Source organism: Enterobacter sp. 168J2, assembly GCF_034107265.1.
Taxonomy (GTDB): Bacteria; Pseudomonadota; Gammaproteobacteria; order Enterobacterales; family Enterobacteriaceae; genus Enterobacter; species Enterobacter nematophilus.
In genome coordinates this window covers 236,988-256,101 of sequence record NZ_JAWNEB010000001.1, presented here as the reverse complement: position 1 = coordinate 256,101, position 19,114 = coordinate 236,988, and the positions used below count along the sequence as shown (strand labels likewise).

Sequence of the window (19,114 nt, the reverse complement as noted above, 5' to 3'; positions counted from 1 at the left end):
CTCATCGCCAGAATGGCTTAGATACCTCGCACAACATGAACATGAAATTAACAACGCTTTTTGCGGCGGCGTTAGCCGTAGTAGGTTTTTGTAAGACCGCGTCTGCGGTGACGTATCCCCTGCCGACAGACGGAAGCCGTCTGGTGGGTCAAAACCAGGTGGTGACGGTGCCTGAGGGTAACTCTCAGCCGCTGGAGTATTTCGCCGCGCAGTACCAGCTGGGCCTGTCTAACATGCTGGAAGCGAACCCGGGCGTTGACCCGTATCTGCCAAAAGCGGGTACCGTGCTGAATATTCCTCAGCAGCTGATCCTGCCGGATACCGTTCATGAAGGCATCGTGATCAACAGCGCCGAAATGCGTCTGTATTACTACCCGAAAGGCACCAACACCGTTATCGTGCTGCCAATCGGTATCGGCCAGCTGGGCAAAGACACACCGCTGAACTGGACCACCAAAGTAGAGCGTAAGAAAGCGGGCCCAACCTGGACGCCAACCGCCAAAATGCACGCGGAATACATTGCTGCGGGTGAGCCGCTGCCCGCCGTTGTACCAGCCGGCCCGGATAACCCGATGGGCCTGTACGCGCTGTACATTGGCCGCCTGTACGCCATCCACGGCACCAACGCCAACTTCGGTATCGGCCTGCGCGTAAGCCACGGCTGCGTGCGCCTGCGTAACGACGACATTAAGTTCCTGTTCGAAAACGTGCCGGTCGGTACCCGCGTGCAGTTCATCAACGAACCGGTGAAAGCGACCTCTGAGCCAGACGGCAGCCGCTACATTGAAGTACACAACCCGCTGTCTACCAGCGAAGACCAGATCAACAACAACGAGATCGTCCCGATTACGCTGAACAGCGCGGTGCAGTCCGTGACCTCTCAGCCTGACGTCGAAACCACCATCGTCGACCAGGCGATTCAAAACCGTTCCGGTATGCCGGTTCGTTTGAATTAACAGAGAAACATTAAAAAAGCGGGTTTCGATACCCGCTTTTTTTTTACCCGTTATTCACGATAACAACCCCGCCGTGGTCGTACCGATAGTGGCAGTGGGCATACTCCAGCGCTGTGCCGTCCTCCAGATAAATCACCTGCTCCACTTCCAGCACCGGATCGGTTTGCTCGCAGACCAGATGCTCCCTGTCCAGCGCGTTTGGCTTTAGCGCCCGCACCACCCGGTACGACCCCATAATTTTCAGCCCCAGCGTCTCCTGAACGTACTGAAACACCGAACCTTCAAGATGGCTTTTCGTCAGGCCGGGCACCAGATTCATCGGCATCACCGTGGAATCCAGCGACATCGGTTCACCGTTTAATAAGCGCAGGCGAATAAAGTCATAGACAGGCGCATCGGCGTTAATCATCAGCGACGCCTGCTCTTTCTCGTTCGGGAAGCGCAGCTCAAAATGCACCACCTGGCTGGTGACCGTGCCCAGATGTTCCCAGGTTTTGGTGGCGCCGAAGTAGTCGCTGCCGGAGAGATCCCACTGGGAAAGCTGAAGGAAATTCTTGCGGATGAACGTTCCCTGCCCCTGACGGGTATAGACCAGCCCTTCGACGATCAGCTGGCGCATCGCCTGCTGGATGGTCATCCGGCTGGTGCTGAACTCCGCCGCCAGCGCAAACTGGTCCGGCAGGGGTTCGTTGGCGGCGTACTGCTGGCTGATAATGCGTTTCTTGATTTCCCGCGCTATGGTGATGTACTTCGCCGCCATCGTCCTTCCTTTCAGTTAGTTTCTATCCCGCTGTTTTTCAACGCCACTCGCTCGGCAATCTTGAGGAAAGGCAGGTAGAAGAATACACCAAATACGATGATTGCCAACTGCACCACCACCGCCCGCCAGTCCCCCGCCGTCGCCAGCCAGGCGCTGAGGATCGGCGGCGTGGTCCACGGGATCATCACCACGCAGCGGGACATTAGCCCCAGCGTGGTGCAGAGCCAGGCAAAGTAAATGCCGATGGCGGGCAGCAGCACAAACGGGATCATCAGCGGCAGGTTAAAGACGATCGGCAGGCCGAAAATGACCGGCTCGTTGATGTTGAACAGGCCAGGCGCCAGCGACAGACGCGCCACCTGCTTCGCCGATTGTTGCCGCGAGAAGATAAAGATGGCGATCAGCAGCGAGATCGTGCTGCCCGTGCCGCCCACCATGCCAAACGTCGGCACGAAAATGTTGTTGATGATATGCGGGATGGGCTGTCCGTTGGCGAAGGCCAGCATGTTCTCGTTGGTGTTGATCAGCAGGAACGGCTCCAGCACCACGCTGTTGACCACCGACTGATGAATACCGAGCGTGAACAGGAAGTTGCCGAAGCTGTAGATGAAAATCGTCCCCGGCAGGCTGGTGTTGATCAGCCGCAGCGGCTGCTGGATGAAGGTGGTGATCAGGTGGATCAGATCCGTGTGCAGCACGTTTGCCAGCAGCGCCGCCAGCACGGCGAACACCGACAAGGTAAGAATGGTTGGGATCAGCGCGGTAAAGGATTGGCTGACCGCCGGGGGCACGTTCTCCCCCAGCGAAATGTGCAGCGCCTTCAGCCGCGAAATGGCGATAAACAGCTCCGTTGAGAGCAGCCCGATCAGCACCCCGGCGAAAATTCCGGTTGAGCCGATATTGGCGAACGTCAGCACCTGGGTGACGCTCACCGCGGCGTCGCTGCCGACGGGCGTAATCTGCAGGCGCATCGGCATCATGATGATAAAACTGCTGACGGCGATAACCACTGCCGAGACCGGATTGTCGAAATCTTTGTTGCGCGCCAGCGACCAGGCAATCATCGGCGCCAGCAGCAGCGCGGCAATATTCAGCGTGCCGTTGACGATCGCCTCGCCCCACACCTTAAACCGTGTGAGCGTGTCGCCCTCAAAAATCCACGGGAACACCACGTTGTTCACCAGCACCGCCAGACCGGCGAGGATGAAAATCGGCATCACCGTGGCGAAGGCGTCGCGCAGGGAGCGCAGGTGCACCTGGTTTGCCAGGCGCGCCGAGAACTCAACAAATTTATCGACAAAAGACTGCATGTGCGGTGTTATTTTTGCTTCAGACATAGCGGATAGTTCCCATCAATCAGTCACAAAAACGGCCCGGCAGCGTACGGCTTACATCTCGCGTCCGTTGGTATGAATAACCTGTTTTAACCACGCGTAGCTTTTCTTCGGCACGCGCCTGAGGTCTTTCAGGTCGTGGTTTTCCCGGTTAACGTACACCACGCCGTAGCGCTTACGCATGTCGCCCTGGGAGCTGAGAATGTCGATTAACCCCCAGCCGAGGTAGCCGATCACCTCTGCCCCGTCCTCAAACATCGCCTCCTTCATGGCCTCGATATGCGCCCGGTGATAGTCGATGCGGTAGGTGTCCTCAATCGGGTTCACGCCGTCCCAGGACTCAATCACCCCTATGCCGTTTTCGATCGGGAAGACCGGCATGCGCCAGTCGTTGGCGTAGCGGGTGATGATGGTGCGAAAGCCCAGCGGATCGATCTGCCAGTTCCACTCGGTGGCCTTAAGGTACGGGTTATTTTTCTCGCCGTGCAGCAGGTAATAGTTCACCGGCGTGCCTTCCGGTATGGCGTCGCTGTCCAGCGTTTTGCTGGCGTAGTAGCTGAAGGCCATAAAGTCGTTTTTCGTGCGGGCAAACAGCGCGAGATCGTCCGGGCGGTAGATATCGCCAAAGCCCTCCTGCTCCACCACCGCCATCACCGCCGGGCTGTAGCCCTGACCGGCAAAGACGCGCAGCAGGTTCTGGTTGAGGAATTCGTCATACTGCTGGGCGCAGAAGATATCGCGCGGCTTGCAGGTGGCCGGATAGATCAGCTGGTGCGCCAGCATGCCGCCCATCAGCTGGCCCGGTTTTGTCTGGTGCAGGTACTCGGTCAGCGACATGTGCGCCACCATCGCATGGTGCTGAAGCTCATAAAGCTCGCGCAGGGTTTGCTCCCCTTTCATGTAGCCGGAAATACGGAACGCTTCCGGCATATGGAAGATGTTCTGCTCGTTAAAGGTCAGCCAGTACTTCACGCGGTCGCCGAAGCAGTCGATCATCTTTTTGCCGTAGCGGATAAAGGCCTCCATCACGCGGCGGTCGTTGAAGCCGTTGTACTCCTGCGCCAGCGCCAGCGGCATGTCGAAGTGGTACAGGCAGACCATCGGCTCGATGCCGCGGGCAATCAGATCGTCGATAAAACGGTCGTAAAACGCGATGCCCTCGTCGTTGAACGCGCCGTCACCCTGCGGACAGACGCGGCTCCACGAGATCTGAAAGCGGTAGCAGTTCATGCCCAGATCCTGCATCAGGTCGAAATCTTCCCGGTAGCGGTGGTAGGAGTCGGTGGCCACTTTCCAGTCGGAGATATTCTCCCCGGCTTCGCGAATGTCGTAGACCGACATGCCCTTCCCGCCCTCGTTCCAGGCCCCTTCCGTCTGCATGCTGGACACCGAATTGCCCCATAAAAAGTTGGCCGGCAGCGATTTGTTCATGCTCTCTCCCTATATGACTAGTCATTTAAAATTTCATGACTAGTCATATAGGCGAAGATGAAATTTGGATCAAAGATGAGGATCTTTTTTTGTGAGCAGTGCGGGAAAAAAAGCCCCGGCAGGCGAAGCGCCACCGGGGATGAGGAGGGTTATTGTTGCGCGAGCTGGCTGCGGCGATATTCGCCCTGCCGCGCGAGCATCCAGCCCGGATACTCGCGCGGCAATGCGCTCACTGCATCCAACTGCTTAAGCTCGTCTTCGCTCAGTCGGATCCCTGTTGCGGCAATATTGTCGTCCAGCTGATCGACGCGTTTCGCACCAATAATCACGCTGGTTACCGCTTTCTGATGCAGCAGCCACGCCAGGGCGATTTGCGCGACGGAGACGCCTTTGCCTTCGGCAATCGTGCGCATTACGTCCACGCAGTCGAAGGCGCGCTCTTTATTCACCGGCGGGAAGTCGAACTCCAGACGACGGCCTCCAGTTTCGCTCTGCCCGTCGCGGCCATATTTTCCGCTCAGCAGGCCGCCCGCCAGCGGGCTCCAGACCATCAGCCCAACGCCTTCGCTTTGCATCATCGGCACCAGCTCGCGCTCAAGATCGCGCCCGGCGATGGTGTAGTACGCCTGCAGCGACGCGAAGCGCGCCAGCCCGAGGCGTTCAGAGATACCGAGCGCTTTGGCAATCTGCCATGCCGCCCAGTTCGAGACGCCGATGTAGCGCACGTGGCCGTGCTGGACCAGGTTATCCAGCGCATAGAGCATCTCTTCTATCGGCGTTGCCGGGTCGAAACCGTGCAGCTGATAGAGATCGATATGATCCAGCTGCAGGCGGCGCAGGCTCTCCTTCACGCCGCTGATAATGTGATACCGCGAGCTGCCGCGCGAGTTCACTCCCGCGGTGCCGGTTTCACCGAACACTTTGGTGGCAACCACCACATTTTCGCGCGGAACGTTGAGGTTTTTCAGCGCCCGCCCGAGTATCTCCTCCGAGCGCCCTTCCGAGTAAACGTCGGCGGTGTCGATGAAGTTGATCCCGGCATCCAGCGCGCGGCCCACCAGCTGCTCGGCTTCGCTCTGCTGCAGCTGGCCAATCTTGCCCCACATGCCGCCTTCACCGCCGAAGGTCATGGTGCCGAGGCACAGTTCAGAAACAAACAGACCGGTGTTGCCCAGTTTTTGATAACGCATCAGTTATTCCTCGCATGTCGATTGGGTATCCGATAGTTATACCCGCCCCTCAGCCATCGCGAATGTGGCGTTCCTGTCCGTTTCTTGCCCAATCCTCTGAATTTATCCGCGCGGGGCGTCGCCAAAGACGCTGTAGTTCGGGAGCTGCACCTGCTGATATGGCTCCCAGCCGCCGCCGAGCGCCTTGTAAAGCGCCACCAGATCGAGCGCGCTCTGCACCTGCGCCTGCGCGCGCTGCTGCTCGGCCTGCGCCAGCTGCCGCTGTGCGTCCAGCACGTCGATAAAGCTGGCGATCCCCTGCCGGTAGCTGTCGCTGGCTAAATCAAAGGCGTTTTGCAGGGCGTCGATGGTTTTCGCGAGGCCCGCTTCACGCTGCTGGTCGGTGCGATAGCTCACCAGCGCATTTTCCACGTCCCCGAGCGCCGTCAGGACCGTCTGGCGATAGTCCAGCACCGCCGCCCCCTGCTGCGCGCGCGCCACCTTGACGCTGGAGACCAGCCGGCCGCCCTGGAAGATGGGAATGGAAACCTGCGGGCCGAAGCTGTAGAAGTGGCTGCTCCAGTCGGTCAGCCAGCTGCTTTCGCTGTTGCGCAGGCCAAGCTGCCCGGAGAGGGTAAAGCTCGGGAACAGCTCGGCCACCGAGACGCCGATTTGCGCCGTGGCGGCATGAAGGTTCGCCTCCGCTTCGCGCACGTCCGGGCGACGGCGCGCCAGCGTGGACGGAATGCCGGTCTGCACGATATCCGGCAGCGCGGGCATCGGCTGCGCGGATTGTAGTTCCGCATCCAGCGCCCCCGGCGGCTTGCCGAGCAGGATCGCCAGGCCGTTCATCGCCTGCCGCTCCTGCGCCTGATACTGCGGCAGCTGCGCTTCAAGATTGCCCAGCTGCGCCCGGGCGTTTTCCACGTCCATCTGCGGAGAGAGTCCGCCGCGCTGGCGGCTTTCGGTGAGGTCCAGCGTCTGCTGCGCGCTTTTAATCTGGGTGTTCAGGGTGGCGATAATGCTCTGCGCCCCGCGCAGCTGGAGCCACGCGCGCGCCACTTCCGCTTCCAGGGATACCAGCGCGTCGTTGCGCTGCTCGATTGCGGCCTTCTGCTGCGCCTCGGCGGCTTCCACCTGACGGCGCACCTTGCCCCAGAGGTCGATTTCCCACTGGGCGTCGAAGCTGCCCTTGTAGAGGTTAATCGGCTGCGTCAGCGGGCCCAGCGCGCCTCTGAGTTCAGGATCGACATTATCCAGCTGGTCGTACACGCCGTGGGATTTTAGCTCCCCTTCCAGCCCGAGCTGCTGGCGCGTCGCCTGCAGATTGCCGTTCACCGACGGGAAAAAGGCCCCGCCCGCCTGGTTAATCTGTTCACGCGCCCCGGCTATGCGCAGCACCGTTTGCTGCAGCGTCAGGTTCCCGGCGATGGCGCGCTCGACCAGGCTGTCGAGCTGCGGCGAGCCGAAGGTTTTCCACCAGCGCGGGTTCGTCGCGGCGGAGGTGGTTTGCGATTTCACCCCGCTATCGCCCTTATCGTTCCAGTGCGTAACGGCGGGCGGCGCAGGCTGCTGGTAGTCCGGCCCGACGGCGCAGCCCACCAGCAGCATCATTATCATCAGGGGGTGTAAACGTCTGTGTATCATCAGTGTGCTCCTGCACTCCCCTCGCTCTTAACCGGCGAGAGCAACAAACAAAACGGAATCAGTAACAAGGCCACCGCGCTCAGGATGGTGAAGACGTCGATGTAGGCCAGAAAGCGCGACTGCTCGATCATCGTCTGGTACATCCGCCCGGTGGCAATCCCGGTCGGGTCGCCGACCTGGGTGGTGAAGTTCTGGATCGCCTGGGCGCTTTCGCGTATCGCCAGCTGGAACTGCTCGTTAAACGGCGAGGCGTGGTACGCAAGGTGCGCGCTGTGCGCCTGCGCGCGTTCGGTGATGGCGGCCGTCGAGAGCGAAATACCTATGGACCCCGCCACGTTGCGGAACATGGTGAACAGCGCCGCCGCGTCGGCGTTGAGCCGCCTCGGTATAGAGATGAAGGCGATGGTGGTGAGCGGCACAAACAGGAACCCCAGACCAATCGACTGGGCGCTGCGGAACAGCACCAGCGTTTCGAAATCGATATCCGGCGTCAGCGTGCGCGACCAGAAGAACGACACCGCCAGGCAGGTAAAGCCAAAGGCGATGATCCAGCGCGTCTGCACTACCGGCATCAGCTTCAGCACCAGCGGGATGGTCAACACGATCAGCACCGCGCCGGGCGACAGCACCAGCCCGGACCAGGTGGCGGTGTAGCCAAGATCCTGCTGCGCCAGCTGCGGAATCACCACCGAGCTGCCGTAGAGGATCATCGCCATCCCCGCCATCAGCAGGCTGGAGATCGCGAAGTTGCGGTCTTTCATGCAGTGGAGATCTACCACCGGCTTTTTGGCATACATCAGCCAGTAGATTGCGCCGATAATGCCGACCAGCGTCAGCACCGCGAAGGTGCGGATAAAGTTCGAGTAGAACCAGTCGTCATCCTCGCCCCGATCGAGCATCACCTGCAAACAACCGAGACCGAGGGCGATCAGGCCGATCCCCGTCCAGTCGATCGATAGCTTCTCTTTTGATTTGCTCTCCCACGGCGGATCTTCCAGCAGCTGGTAGATCGCCAGCACCGTGACAATCCCCACCGGGATGTTGATAAAGAACACCCAGCGCCAGGAGTAGTTGTCGGTGATCCAGCCCCCCAGCGTCGGGCCAAGCACCGGCGCAACGATGATGGCAATGGAGGAAAGCCCAAACGCTTTGCCCCTGTCCTCAGGCTTGAAGTAGTCGAGCAGCACCGACTGCTGGGTGGGCTGTAGCCCGCCGCCAAAGAAGCCCTGCATCACGCGGAACAGGATGATTTGCCAAAGCTCGGTGGCGATACCGCACAGAAACGAGCAGATGGTGAACATCACGATGCAAATGAGGAAGAACTGCTTGCGGCCAAACAGCCGGCTCAGGAACGCCGAGATGGGCAGCACGATGCCGTTCGCCACCAGGTAGCTGGTCAGCACCCATGTGGATTCGTCATAGCTGGCCGAAAGCGACCCCGCCACGTGCGGCAGCGCGACGTTGACGATGGTGGTGTCCAGAATTTCCATAAACACCGCCAGGGTGACGACAATCGCCACCGCCCACGGGTTACTGGCGGGCTTCCAGTTATCGTGGCTATGATCCGTCATTCCACGGTAACCTTCGGTTCAACCGACAGCCCCAGCGGCAGCGGCTTGTTCGGATCCAGACCTTTATCAATGACGATTTTCACCGGCACGCGCTGAACAATCTTCACGAAGTTACCGGTGGCGTTTTCCGACGGGAAGGCGGAGAAGCGCGAGCCGCTGCCCTGCTGGATGCTGTCGATATGGCCTTCAAGCTCCATATCCGGCCAGGCATCCACGGAGACGCTGACCTTATCGCCGGGCTTCATGCGCTCAAGCTGGGACTCTTTAAAGTTCGCCACGACCCATACGTTCGGGGAAACCAGCGAGAACAGCGCGGTGCCCGCCTGCACCAGCGTGCCGGGCTGCACGTTGCGTTTGGTGACAAAGCCGTCGAACGGGGCGCGGACTTCGGTATAAGAGAGGTTCAGGTTCGCGGTTTCCAGCTGCGCTTTGGCCTGATCGACCTGACGTTCGCGGGCTTCAACGTTGGTCTCCTGCTGGCGAATCTGCAGCTGTATCTGCTCCGCCACTTCCAGCTGTGCCTGGGCGCTGGCCAGACCGGCCTGGGCGCTGCGCAGCTGAGCGTTCGCGGAATCAATACTTTGCTGGGTGGTCGCGCGCGGGTCGACGCCGCGCTGGCGCCGGTACTCTGCCTGCGCGTTCGCCAGATCGGCCTGCGCTTTCAGCACCTGCGCTTTGGCTTCGTCACGCTGGGCGGGATACTGCACCTTCGAGAGCGCCAGCTGCGCCTGGGCCTGATGCAGCTGCGCGATAGCCAGCCCAAGCTGGGCCTGAGCCTGATCGCGCTGGGCGGTGGTATCGCGAGGATCGATGACCACCAGCAGGTCGCCCTTTTTCACGCGCTGGTTATCGCGCACGCGAAGCTCGGTAACGTAGCCCGCCGTTTTGGGGGCAATCGTCACCACGTCGCCGTCGGTAAAGGCGTCGTCGGTGGTCTCTTCGTTACGGGTTAAAAACCACCAGACCAGCGCCACAACAACCATCACCACCACGACAATGCCGAGGATAATTAACGGTTTTTTGCCCGGGCGTTTACGCTCGTTATTGTTTTTTTCCTGCTCGTCAGCAGGCGGATTTTGTTCTTCTGCCATAGTTCAGCAACGGTCCTGTCAGTGAGCGGCATCACACTATGCCGTTCACTAAAGCTAGGACGTTGCTATACATTTGCCAGGAAAAACTGACAAATTGCGCACTATATGAGAAGGAATAGTCCGAAACCAATCGCCGCAGCCCAGAGCAGCATCGGGATCGACCAGAGGTGGAAGCGCCACCAGATGCGGCGGTCGTTGGCCATCCGCAGGGCGATCAGGTTTGCCAGGGAGCCGGGCAGCAGCCCAAACCCGCCGATGTTGACCGCCCAGGCCAGCAGCGTGTCCGGCGGAACGTAGTTGAGTAGCAGAATGGTGGCAGGCACGTTGCTGATAAACTGCGACAGGCCAATCGCCGTCAGCCACAGCCCCGGCTGCGACAGACCGCTAACGCTGTGCAGAACGTTTTGCAGCACCGGAAGCTGAATAAGCAGATGCACGTCGATGAACATCGCCATAAAGACCAGCAGCAGCGTCCAGTCCACGCTCACCAGCACGCGCCGCGCCAGCACGACAAAGCCCGCGGCGACGAGCAGGACGCCCGCCAGCTCATACTTTAGCTCCAGGGCGAACAGAAAGACGATGTATAACCCGAGGCAGCTCCAGACCAGCCGCGGCTGCCACTGCGGGCCCGTGGTTCCGCTATGGTATTGCAGCTTTTTATCCGGAAACGCGAACCAGCAGACCGCCAGCAGCGACAGCATCATCACCAGCGCCAGAGGCGCCATCTGCCAGGTAAAGGCGGCGAATGACAGGCCGGAACGTCCCCAGAGAAGAATATTTTGCGGGTTACCGATGGGCGTCAACAGAGAACCGGCGTTAACGGCGAGCGCTTCAAAGATGATCAAGCGGCTGACAGGGATCTCGCACAGCTTACGCAGGGTGAGCGTGAGGGGCACGATGATAAACAGCGCCACATCGTTGGTCAGAAACGTCGACAGCACCGCGGCGGAGAACACCATAAACAGGGCCAGCCTGCGCTCGGTGGCAAAACGGCGCACCATTTTACGTCCCAGGACGTCAAAATAGCCGCTCAGCTCGACCCCTTTGGTCAGCATCATTAACCCGCTCAGGGTGATGATGGTGCGCCAGTCAATCGCCGCAGACCAGGCCTGTGGCGCAAACGGCACAAACAGGCTTAACCCGGCGCCAGTGATTAATAAGAGATGGAAGAAACGATCGCGTGACAGGGCCTGCAGTCCAGGGATTTTCATTCAGCGGAGGGACCATATTTAAGGGTAAATTCGCGAAACTTCACCAGCGTCTCTTCGCTAACGTGGTGCTCCATTCCTTCCGCATCCCGGCGGGCAATTTCCGGGCTGACGCCCAGCACCAGCAAAAAGTTCTCGACAAGCTGATGGCGCTCGCGGCTCTCCTGAGCAAGCTTCTCCCCTTCCGGCGTCAGAAACACGCCGCGCCAGGGGATCATTTCGATCAGGCCTACCGAGGCCAGACGTTTTAACATTTTAGCGACCGTTGGCTGCGAAACCCCCAGCCTGGCGGCCATATCAACCTGACGCGCTTCCCCAACCTCGCGGATCAGATCGGAAATCAGCTCAACATAATCATCAATCAGTTCACGCCGGTGCGCTTCACGGACCTGGCGAAAACCTTCGACATGCTCCTCAACGTTCACCAGTTGCGTCGTTTTTTTAATGGTTGGCTTACCTGCGCGACGGTTCATTGTACTTCCTCAGTGGGGTGACGCTTCCAGCGCCCGGTATCGAGAGCGCACATTGTAAACCATCCCTCCACAAGCACAAAAAATTAACGAAATAGCCATAGCTATACAATATAGCCTGTGCTATATCTGTATGTAATGCAGTCACCCTTCACGGATCGAAGGGATCAAACATCAGGAGGTCTTATGAACGAATTCAAGAGGTGTATGACCGTGTTTACCCACTCTCCTTTTAAAGTGCGCTTAATGCTGTTGAACATGCTGTGCGATATGTTTAACAACAAACCGCATCAGGACGACAAACCTTCCCACTAAGCGGCGTTGCGGTACGCCGCTTCATTTTTCTGTCACACTTCCGCTGTAAACTGACCAATTCCCGATAATTTTTGCGGATTTGCAGCCCCCCTCGCAAAACATCTGTTTAGCAACTGTTGACCTTAATTCACGCTCGCACTATCTTCTTGCAGCCCTGCACAATTTGCGGCTCGCTGAAGCGGACCTCTCATTCCCTTTCCACGCACTGTCCGGCAGGCTTTGACCCTTGGCGCCAGGGTGAGCACATGGCGTTTTTGTGATAGTGACCTATGAATGTAACCCTGTTAGATACCATCGTTACCCGCAGCCGGGCCTTAAGCCCGTGGACGGGATTTTACTTTTTGCAGTCGCTGCTGATTAACTTTGCGCTCGGCTATCCCTTCAGCCTGCTTTATGCAGTGGCTTTCACCTGCATCCTGCATGTGCTGTGGCGAGCGGCCCCGCGCGTGCAGAAAGCGTTGGTAGGGGTCTGCTCGCTGGTTGCTGCGATGTATTTCCCGTTTGGCCAGGCCTACGGCTCGCCAAACTTTAATACCCTTCTCGCGCTGCACTCCACCAATATGGAAGAGTCGACGGAGATCCTGACGATCTTCCCCTGGTACAGCTACGTGGTAGGGTTATTTATCTTCGCGTTGGGCGTTATCGCCATCCGCCGTCGGTCGGGCGAGAAAAAATCCTGGGGTAAAATCGAAATACTCTGTCTGGTCTTCAGCCTTGCCGTGGCGTTCGTCGCCCCCATCCAGAATATTCCCTGGGACGGTAAGCTAAGGCTCATCAATATAGGCTATCCGGTGTTCCGTTTCGTGAAAGACGTCGTCGTGAACAATAAAGAGGTTCTCGACGAGCAGGCGCGCATGGCTGAACTTTCCAATATGAAAGACACCTGGAACGTGCTGGCGGTTAAGCCGAAATACCATACCTACGTGGTGGTGATTGGCGAGAGCGCACGTCGCGACGCACTGGGCGCCTTCGGCGGGCACTGGAATAACACGCCGTTTGCCAGCTCGGTCAACGGTACCCTGTTTACCGATTATGTGGCGGCCAGCGGTTCAACGCAGAAATCGCTCGGCCTGACGCTGAACCGCGTGGTGGATGGCAAACCTCAGTTTCAGGATAATTTCGTCACCCTGGCCAACCGCGCCGGTTTTCAGACCTGGTGGTTCTCCAATCAGGGGCAAATTGGCGAATACGACACGGCCATCGCCAGTATTGCCAAGCGTGCTGACGAAGTGCAGTTCCTGAAGAGCGGCGACTTTGAAGCCGACAAAAACACCAAAGACGAGGCGCTGCTGAAGATGACGGCGCAGGTCTTTGCTACCCCGCGCACCCAGCCGCAGCTGATTGTCCTGCACCTGATGGGGTCGCACCCGCAGGCCTGCGATCGCACTGGCGGGAAATACGCGGAGTTTGTGCAGTCTAAAGAGACCTCCTGCTATCTCTACACCATGACGCAAACTGACGAACTGCTCAGCAAGCTTTACGATCAGCTGCGCAACACGGGCGAAAGCTTCTCCGTGGTCTATTTCTCGGATCACGGGCTGGCGTTTAAAGAGCGTGGCAAAGAAGTGCAGTATCTGGCGCACGACGATCAGTTCCAGCAGAATTTCCAGGTGCCGTTTATGGTGCTGTCGAGTGATGATAAAACGCATCGCGTTATCAAAGCGCGGCGCTCGGCGAATGATTTCCTGCAGTTCTTCTCGCAGTGGACGGGGATTAAGGCCAAAGAGATAAAAAATAGTTACCCGTTTATCTCCAACAAGAAAGCGCCCCCAGTGTACGTTACCAACTTCAAGTTACAGAAAGTTGACTACAACCATTTGGGTACGGACATTTTTGATATTAAGAGTAAGTAAGCAGTGCGGTCTCGTGCGGTCTGATGCCCTCACCCTGGCCCTCTCCCACTGGGAGAGGGTACAAACAAAAAAAAATCCGCCACATTGGGCGGATTTTTTATTAGCTCACCGAAGTGATTAGAAGCGGTAACCTACGCCCGCGATCCAGGTGCCAACGTCAACGTTGCGGATACGGCTCTGCTCATAGGAGAAGTCCAGAGCAACGTTTTCGATTGGGTTGAACTGCATACCCGCGCCATAGGAGAAGCCGTAGTCGCTGTTGCTTGCAGTGCGGTTCAGACCCTGGTTTTCGGTCTGCTGGAATTTACCGTAGCCAACACCTACAACACCGTAGATGCTTGCCCAGTCGTTCAGACGGTAAGCTGGACCAGCAGTGATACCGTAGTACTGGCCTTTGTTGTATGCGCCGTTTTCAGTACGATCTTTCTCGGTGTAGGTGAAAGAACCGATCACGCCCAGCGGGTTGTTATCCTGCTCGTAACGATACTTCAGGTTGAAACCGTTGGTTTTGTTCATCACGCCCTGCATATCGCTCTGAGCGTAACCACCAGTTACGGTAGAAGTAGCAGCTACAGCGGTACCTGCGGAAACAGCCAGTACAGCGGCCAGTGCTGAAAGACATGCAATTTTTTTCATAACCACCTCAAATGTGCTTCAAGTAAGTCCGTAAGTTTTAAATATATCAAAAAAATTTGCGAAACTCTTTGTGATTCGTGATGTCTAATGAGGCCTTTCCTGTAACAGAACGTTTCCAACCTCAGCTAACTCTTTCAAATCACATGCGATTTTTCCTACTAAACGCCCATATTGCGCGTCTGCGCCGTTACATTCATCCAGATTATTCCTAATCTTTCAGGTGATAAATCCACCAGCGCTTAACCATTTTACGGATTTCATGGGTCTTTTTTTTCAACGTAGTCTCAACCGTAGCTGTATATTTCCTTTACACTGCAACCTTTACTCCATTTGACATTAGCTTACAGGAGAAAGGATGCCTGGGTTATCCCGCACGTCGTCGGTCTGGTTGCCGGTAGCCGTCATACTTATTGCCATGTTGTCCATCCAAAGCGGTGCTTCGCTGGCAAAATCGCTTTTTCCACTGGTGGGTGCGCCCGGGGTGACAGCCCTGCGTATCGTGCTGGGCACGGCGATACTCGTTGCCATTTTCAAACCCTGGCGTCTGCGCTTCAAAAAAGAGCAACGGCTCCCCCTGCTTTTTTATGGCCTGTCCCTCGGGGCAATGAACTATATGTTCTACCTCTCCATCCAGACCATCCCGCTCGGGATCGCCGTCGCGCTGGAGTTTACCGGCCCGCTGGCGGTGGCGCTTTTCTCATCACGTCGTCCGGTGGATTTTATCTGGGTCGTACTGGCCGTTCTGGGCTTATGGTTCCTGCTGCCGCTCGGCCAGAATGTCTCTGAGATTGATCTCACGGGCGCAGCGCTGGCTCTGGGAGCAGGAGCGTGCTGGGCTGTCTATATCCTCACCGGGCAGCGCGCGGGTGAAGAGCATGGCCCGGCAACGGTCGCCCTGGGTTCCGTGATTGCGGCTATCGTTTTTGTGCCGATCGGTATGGCGCAGGCCACGGAATCTATCTGGCAATGGTCAGTCATGCCCATCGGGCTGGCGGTCGCTATTCTTTCAACGGCTCTCCCCTATTCTCTGGAGATGATCGCCCTGACGCGTCTGCCGACGCGCATATTTGGCACCCTGATGAGCATGGAGCCCGCCCTTGCGGCGATCTCCGGGATGGTGTTCCTGGGCGAAACGCTGACGTTAACCCAGACGCTGGCGCTCTGCTCAATTATTGCGGCGTCGATGGGGTCAACGCTCACCATGCGCCCTGAACCCAAAGTTGAGAAAATCGACATCGGCTAATGCCATATATTCTGCATGGCTTCACGGCCATGCAGAATAAAGGCCAGAACGCCATCCGTTATAATTTCTTACATAGTTTGTCATATTATCGAAATATCCTTCCCCGTCTATTTCCCTTACGGTGAATTAAGATTGATCTGTATCAATTTTAAAATAACCTATTAATTTCAAGTTGTTAAATTATCAACCTCCTTCTCGCTATTAAACCGATAGGCACAGCCAGACCGCAGAGAAAAAATCCGGTGCTATACTTAGTTCCGTAATTACCTGGGACATAAACATCAAGAGGATATGAGATTATGAGTACCGCTAAACTGGTGAAAACGAAAGCGTCTAATCTGCTTTATACCCGTAACGATGTATCGGATAGCGACAAAAAAGCGACCATTGAGTTGCTGAATCGCCAGGTGATCCAGTTCATCGATCTTTCGCTGATCACCAAACAGGCCCACTGGAATATGCGCGGTGCAAACTTTATTGCCGTCCATGAAATGCTGGATGGCTTCCGCACAGCACTGGTGACACACCTTGATACGATGGCTGAACGTGCCGTACAGCTGGGTGGTGTCGCGCTTGGGACCACGCAGGTGATCAACAGCAAAACGCCGCTGAAAAGCTACCCGCTGGATATTCACACCGTTCAGGATCACCTGAAAGAGCTGGCGGACCGCTACGCGATTGTGGCCAATGACGTTCGCAAAGCGATTAGCGAAGCGAAGGATGAAGATACCGCAGACATCTTCACCGCCGCGTCCCGCGACCTGGATCAGTTCCTGTGGTTTATCGAATCCAACATCGAGTAATCCATACGACTTTCCTATCAAACCCTCGCCTCTGGTGAGGGTTTTGCACATTTATGGTGCACAGATTTTGCCTGAGACGGTGCAAAAGTGAAGAAATTGTAATAATCACCTCACACAACCGTTAATGGAAGATTGTTTTTTCGTCAGAATTTACGCTAAATATCTCCCCGTCAGTTGACCCAAACGAAGCGCACCAAAATGGTGCTCCATGCTGGTGCAACACGACATCATTGCCACGCTTTTTGTGCAATGCATGATTCCATCCCCTTTGAAAAACAAGAGCTTGTAAAGTTGGCACGATTTTTTCATTGTGCCAGTCGTTCTCGCAGGGGATCGCCCCGTGGATATAAAAGGAAATGCTATGAAGTCTGTATTAAAAGTTTCACTGGCTGCACTTACCCTGGCTTTTGCGGTGTCCTCTCAGGCTGCCGACAAACTGGTTGTGGCGACCGACACGGCGTTCGTTCCGTTTGAATTCAAACAGGGTGACAAATACGTTGGTTTTGATGTTGATCTGTGGGCCGCTATCGCCAAAGAACTCAAACTGGACTACACCCTGAAGCCGATGGACTTCAGCGGCATCATCCCGGCGCTGCAAACCAAAAACGTCGATCTGGCGCTGGCGGGCATCACCATTACCGAAGAACGTAAAAAAGCGATCGACTTCTCCGACGGCTACTACAAAAGCGGCCTGCTGGTGATGGTGAAAGCGGACAATAACGACGTTAAAAGCGTGAAAGACCTCGACGGTAAAGTGGTGGCAGTGAAGAGCGGCACCGGTTCCGTGGATTACGCGAAAGCGAATATCAAAACCAAAGACCTGCGCCAGTTCCCGAACATCGACAATGCGTACATGGAGCTCGGCACCAACCGTGCTGACGCCGTTCTGCACGACACCCCGAACATCCTGTACTTCATCAAAACGGCTGGTAACGGCAAGTTCAAAGCCGTGGGCGACTCTCTGGAAGCGCAGCAGTACGGTATCGCGTTCCCGAAAGGCAGCGACGATCTGCGCACGAAGGTTAACGGCGCGCTGAAAACCCTGAAAGAGAACGGCACCTACAACGAAATCTATAAAAAATGGTTCGGTACTGAGCCTAAATAATTTTACCTGAATTCAGGTTTATAGCGCCCGGCGGCGCTCACGCTTGCCGGGCCTGCATTTTTCGTTTTTCACCACGGTATACAGGAATACATCATGCAGTTTGACTGGAGCGCCATCTGGCCTGCCATTCCACTCTTGCTTGAAGGCGCTAAAATGACCCTGTGGATTTCGGTCCTCGGTCTGGTTGGCGGGTTGATTATCGGTCTTGTCGCCGGTTTCGCCCGCACCTACGGCGGCTGGATTGCAAACCACATCGCACTGGTTTTCATCGAAGTGATCCGCGGCACCCCGATTGTCGTGCAGGTCATGTTTATCTACTTCGCCCTGCCAATGGCCTTTACCGACCTGCGCATCGATCCGTTCAGCGCGGCCGTCGTGACCATTATGATCAACTCGGGCGCCTATATCGCGGAAATTACCCGCGGTGCGGTACTGTCGATTCATAAAGGTTTCAGCGAAGCCGGTCTGGCGTTAGGTCTTTCTCGTCGCGAAACGATCCGTCACGTTATTCTCCCGCTGGCGCTGCGCCGCATGCTGCCGCCGCTGGGTAACCAGTGGATCATCAGCATTAAAGATACGTCGCTGTTCATCGTTATCGGCGTGGCCGAACTGACCCGTCAGGGCCAGGAAATTATTGCGGGCAACTTCCGCGCGCTGGAAATCTGGAGTGCGGTCGCCGTTGTCTACCTGATCATTACGCTGGTACTGAGCTTCGTTCTGCGCCGTCTTGAAAGAAGGATGAAAATCCTGTGATTGAATTTAAAAACGTTTCCAAGCACTTTGGCCCAACCCAGGTGCTGCACAATATCGATCTGAACATCAAGCAGGGTGAAGTGGTGGTGATTATCGGGCCGTCCGGTTCCGGTAAATCGACCCTGCTGCGCTGCATCAACAAGCTGGAAGAGATCACCAGCGGCGATCTGATCGTTGACGGTCTGAAGGTGAACGACCCGAAAGTGGACGAGCGTCTGATTCGCCAGGAAGCGGGCATGGTGTTCCAGCAGTTCTACCTGTTCCCGCACCTGACGGCGCTGGAAAACGTCATGTTTGGCCCACTGCGCGTGCGCGGTGCCAACAAAGCGGCGGCGGAAGCGCAGGCAAAAGACCTGCTGGCGAAGGTTGGTCTGGCGGAGCGTGCGCACCACTATCCTTCCGAACTCTCCGGCGGCCAGCAGCAGCGCGTGGCGATTGCGCGCGCGCTGGCGGTGAAGCCGAAGATGATGCTGTTTGATGAGCCGACGTCCGCACTCGACCCGGAGCTGCGCCACGAGGTGCTGAAAGTCATGCAGGATCTGGCGGAAGAAGGGATGACGATGGTGATCGTGACCCACGAAATTGGCTTTGCTGAGAAGGTGGCCTCCCGCCTGATCTTTATTGATAAAGGCCGCATCGCCGAAGACGGTAATCCGCAGGCGCTGATCGCGAATCCGCCGAGCCAGCGTTTGCAGGAGTTCCTGCAGCACGTCTCCTGATCCCTCGCTTCATACCGAGCCGGGCTTGCCCGGCTTTTTTACGCCAGATT

Annotated in this window: 18 protein-coding genes; 8 read left to right on the top strand and 10 right to left on the bottom strand. The window is 57.0% G+C overall.

Annotated features, from left to right (window positions below):
* Nucleotides 1–35: 35 nt before the first annotated feature.
* Nucleotides 36–956 carry a L,D-transpeptidase gene (ldtB, locus tag USG84_RS01230; RefSeq protein WP_008501186.1) on the top strand — a complete coding sequence of 307 codons (921 nt, stop codon included), beginning with the start codon at nucleotides 36–38 and terminating at the stop codon, nucleotides 954–956.
* Nucleotides 957–999: 43 nt separating this feature from the next.
* On the opposite strand, the gene USG84_RS01225 is transcribed toward ldtB, so the two are convergent.
* The 9 genes from USG84_RS01225 to mntR all read right to left on the bottom strand — a co-directional run bounded on the left by USG84_RS01225 (nucleotide 1,000) and on the right by mntR (nucleotide 11,640).
* Nucleotides 1,000–1,716: a GntR family transcriptional regulator gene (locus USG84_RS01225; RefSeq protein WP_253541322.1), complete on the bottom strand. Its 717-nt coding sequence runs from the start codon at nucleotides 1,714–1,716 to the stop codon at nucleotides 1,000–1,002.
* Between the two features lie 11 nt (nucleotides 1,717–1,727).
* Nucleotides 1,728–3,053 (bottom strand): PTS sugar transporter subunit IIC, encoded by a 1,326-nt coding sequence (locus USG84_RS01220; RefSeq protein ID WP_151412784.1) that lies wholly within the window; start codon nucleotides 3,051–3,053, stop codon nucleotides 1,728–1,730.
* A gap of 51 nt (nucleotides 3,054–3,104) precedes the next feature.
* Nucleotides 3,105–4,481, bottom strand: a complete 1,377-nt coding sequence (locus tag USG84_RS01215) for a glycoside hydrolase family 1 protein (protein ID WP_253541319.1) — start codon at nucleotides 4,479–4,481, stop codon at nucleotides 3,105–3,107.
* Nucleotides 4,482–4,630: 149 nt separating this feature from the next.
* A complete protein-coding gene (locus USG84_RS01210; RefSeq protein ID WP_151412783.1) occupies nucleotides 4,631–5,671 on the bottom strand; it encodes an aldo/keto reductase in 1,041 nt (346 codons plus the stop codon).
* A 102-nt stretch (nucleotides 5,672–5,773) separates the two neighbouring features.
* Nucleotides 5,774–7,297: an efflux transporter outer membrane subunit gene (locus USG84_RS01205; protein WP_253541315.1), complete on the bottom strand. Its 1,524-nt coding sequence runs from the start codon at nucleotides 7,295–7,297 to the stop codon at nucleotides 5,774–5,776.
* The gene (locus USG84_RS01200; RefSeq protein ID WP_061098788.1) at nucleotides 7,297–8,868 is read right to left on the bottom strand and encodes a DHA2 family efflux MFS transporter permease subunit; all 1,572 of its coding nucleotides are present in this window, start codon (nucleotides 8,866–8,868) and stop codon (nucleotides 7,297–7,299) included. The genes USG84_RS01205 and USG84_RS01200 overlap by 1 nt, the downstream gene beginning before the upstream one ends.
* Nucleotides 8,865–9,959, bottom strand: a complete 1,095-nt coding sequence (locus USG84_RS01195; protein ID WP_253541312.1) for an HlyD family secretion protein — start codon at nucleotides 9,957–9,959, stop codon at nucleotides 8,865–8,867. The genes USG84_RS01200 and USG84_RS01195 overlap by 4 nt, the downstream gene beginning before the upstream one ends.
* Before the next feature lie 101 nt (nucleotides 9,960–10,060).
* Complete coding sequence (locus tag USG84_RS01190) at nucleotides 10,061–11,170, bottom strand: anion transporter (RefSeq protein WP_253541309.1); 1,110 nt, start codon at nucleotides 11,168–11,170, stop codon at nucleotides 10,061–10,063.
* Nucleotides 11,167–11,640 carry a manganese-binding transcriptional regulator MntR gene (mntR, locus tag USG84_RS01185; protein ID WP_008501176.1) on the bottom strand — a complete coding sequence of 158 codons (474 nt, stop codon included), beginning with the start codon at nucleotides 11,638–11,640 and terminating at the stop codon, nucleotides 11,167–11,169. Before mntR ends, USG84_RS01190 begins: the two co-directional genes overlap by 4 nt.
* A 183-nt stretch (nucleotides 11,641–11,823) precedes the next feature.
* Here mntR and mntS point away from each other — a divergent pair, with 183 nt between their 5' ends.
* On the top strand, nucleotides 11,824–11,952 hold the full coding sequence (gene mntS, locus USG84_RS01180; RefSeq protein WP_014831181.1) for a manganase accumulation protein MntS: 129 nt from the start codon (nucleotides 11,824–11,826) through the stop codon (nucleotides 11,950–11,952).
* A gap of 269 nt (nucleotides 11,953–12,221) precedes the next feature.
* Nucleotides 12,222–13,805, top strand: coding sequence for a phosphoethanolamine transferase (locus USG84_RS01175; protein WP_151412781.1), 1,584 nt, complete (start codon nucleotides 12,222–12,224; stop codon nucleotides 13,803–13,805).
* A 117-nt stretch (nucleotides 13,806–13,922) separates the two neighbouring features.
* Here USG84_RS01175 and ompX read toward each other — a convergent pair whose 3' ends face one another.
* Nucleotides 13,923–14,441 (bottom strand): outer membrane protein OmpX, encoded by a 519-nt coding sequence (ompX, locus tag USG84_RS01170; RefSeq protein ID WP_061098792.1) that lies wholly within the window; start codon nucleotides 14,439–14,441, stop codon nucleotides 13,923–13,925.
* A gap of 355 nt (nucleotides 14,442–14,796) precedes the next feature.
* Between ompX and rhtA the strand changes: the two genes are divergently transcribed.
* The 5 genes from rhtA to glnQ all read left to right on the top strand — a co-directional run bounded on the left by rhtA (nucleotide 14,797) and on the right by glnQ (nucleotide 19,064).
* Complete coding sequence (gene rhtA / locus USG84_RS01165) at nucleotides 14,797–15,684, top strand: threonine/homoserine exporter RhtA (protein WP_061098793.1); 888 nt, start codon at nucleotides 14,797–14,799, stop codon at nucleotides 15,682–15,684.
* Nucleotides 15,685–15,983: 299 nt separating this feature from the next.
* Entirely contained in the window at nucleotides 15,984–16,487 is a 504-nt protein-coding gene (gene dps, locus USG84_RS01160; RefSeq protein WP_008501171.1) for a DNA starvation/stationary phase protection protein Dps, read from the top strand.
* Nucleotides 16,488–16,848: 361 nt separating this feature from the next.
* Entirely contained in the window at nucleotides 16,849–17,592 is a 744-nt protein-coding gene (gene glnH / locus USG84_RS01155) for a glutamine ABC transporter substrate-binding protein GlnH (protein WP_014831177.1), read from the top strand.
* Between the two features lie 93 nt (nucleotides 17,593–17,685).
* Nucleotides 17,686–18,345, top strand: coding sequence for a glutamine ABC transporter permease GlnP (glnP, locus tag USG84_RS01150; RefSeq protein WP_003858462.1), 660 nt, complete (start codon nucleotides 17,686–17,688; stop codon nucleotides 18,343–18,345).
* Nucleotides 18,342–19,064, top strand: coding sequence for a glutamine ABC transporter ATP-binding protein GlnQ (gene glnQ / locus USG84_RS01145; protein WP_151412779.1), 723 nt, complete (start codon nucleotides 18,342–18,344; stop codon nucleotides 19,062–19,064). The genes glnP and glnQ overlap by 4 nt, the downstream gene beginning before the upstream one ends.
* The last annotated feature ends 50 nt before the right edge of the window (nucleotides 19,065–19,114 follow it).

What these genes read in the sequence shown, in the direction of transcription:
- glnP (WP_003858462.1), top strand. Translation starts at nt 17,686, where the DNA reads ATGCAGTTTGACTGGAGCGCCATCTGGCCTGCCATTCCACTCTTGCTT.
- dps (WP_008501171.1), top strand. Translation starts at nt 15,984, where the DNA reads ATGAGTACCGCTAAACTGGTGAAAACGAAAGCGTCTAATCTGCTTTAT.
- mntS (WP_014831181.1), top strand. Translation starts at nt 11,824, where the DNA reads ATGAACGAATTCAAGAGGTGTATGACCGTGTTTACCCACTCTCCTTTT.
- rhtA (WP_061098793.1), top strand. Translation starts at nt 14,797, where the DNA reads ATGCCTGGGTTATCCCGCACGTCGTCGGTCTGGTTGCCGGTAGCCGTC.
- USG84_RS01190 (WP_253541309.1), bottom strand. Translation starts at nt 11,170, where the DNA reads ATGAAAATCCCTGGACTGCAGGCCCTGTCACGCGATCGTTTCTTCCAT.
- USG84_RS01210 (WP_151412783.1), bottom strand. Translation starts at nt 5,671, where the DNA reads ATGCGTTATCAAAAACTGGGCAACACCGGTCTGTTTGTTTCTGAACTG.
- USG84_RS01215 (WP_253541319.1), bottom strand. Translation starts at nt 4,481, where the DNA reads ATGAACAAATCGCTGCCGGCCAACTTTTTATGGGGCAATTCGGTGTCC.
- ldtB (WP_008501186.1), top strand. Translation starts at nt 36, where the DNA reads ATGAACATGAAATTAACAACGCTTTTTGCGGCGGCGTTAGCCGTAGTA.
- ompX (WP_061098792.1), bottom strand. Translation starts at nt 14,441, where the DNA reads ATGAAAAAAATTGCATGTCTTTCAGCACTGGCCGCTGTACTGGCTGTT.
- USG84_RS01200 (WP_061098788.1), bottom strand. Translation starts at nt 8,868, where the DNA reads ATGACGGATCATAGCCACGATAACTGGAAGCCCGCCAGTAACCCGTGG.
- USG84_RS01220 (WP_151412784.1), bottom strand. Translation starts at nt 3,053, where the DNA reads ATGTCTGAAGCAAAAATAACACCGCACATGCAGTCTTTTGTCGATAAA.
- USG84_RS01175 (WP_151412781.1), top strand. Translation starts at nt 12,222, where the DNA reads ATGAATGTAACCCTGTTAGATACCATCGTTACCCGCAGCCGGGCCTTA.
- glnH (WP_014831177.1), top strand. Translation starts at nt 16,849, where the DNA reads ATGAAGTCTGTATTAAAAGTTTCACTGGCTGCACTTACCCTGGCTTTT.
- mntR (WP_008501176.1), bottom strand. Translation starts at nt 11,640, where the DNA reads ATGAACCGTCGCGCAGGTAAGCCAACCATTAAAAAAACGACGCAACTG.
- USG84_RS01225 (WP_253541322.1), bottom strand. Translation starts at nt 1,716, where the DNA reads ATGGCGGCGAAGTACATCACCATAGCGCGGGAAATCAAGAAACGCATT.
- USG84_RS01205 (WP_253541315.1), bottom strand. Translation starts at nt 7,297, where the DNA reads ATGATACACAGACGTTTACACCCCCTGATGATAATGATGCTGCTGGTG.
- USG84_RS01195 (WP_253541312.1), bottom strand. Translation starts at nt 9,959, where the DNA reads ATGGCAGAAGAACAAAATCCGCCTGCTGACGAGCAGGAAAAAAACAAT.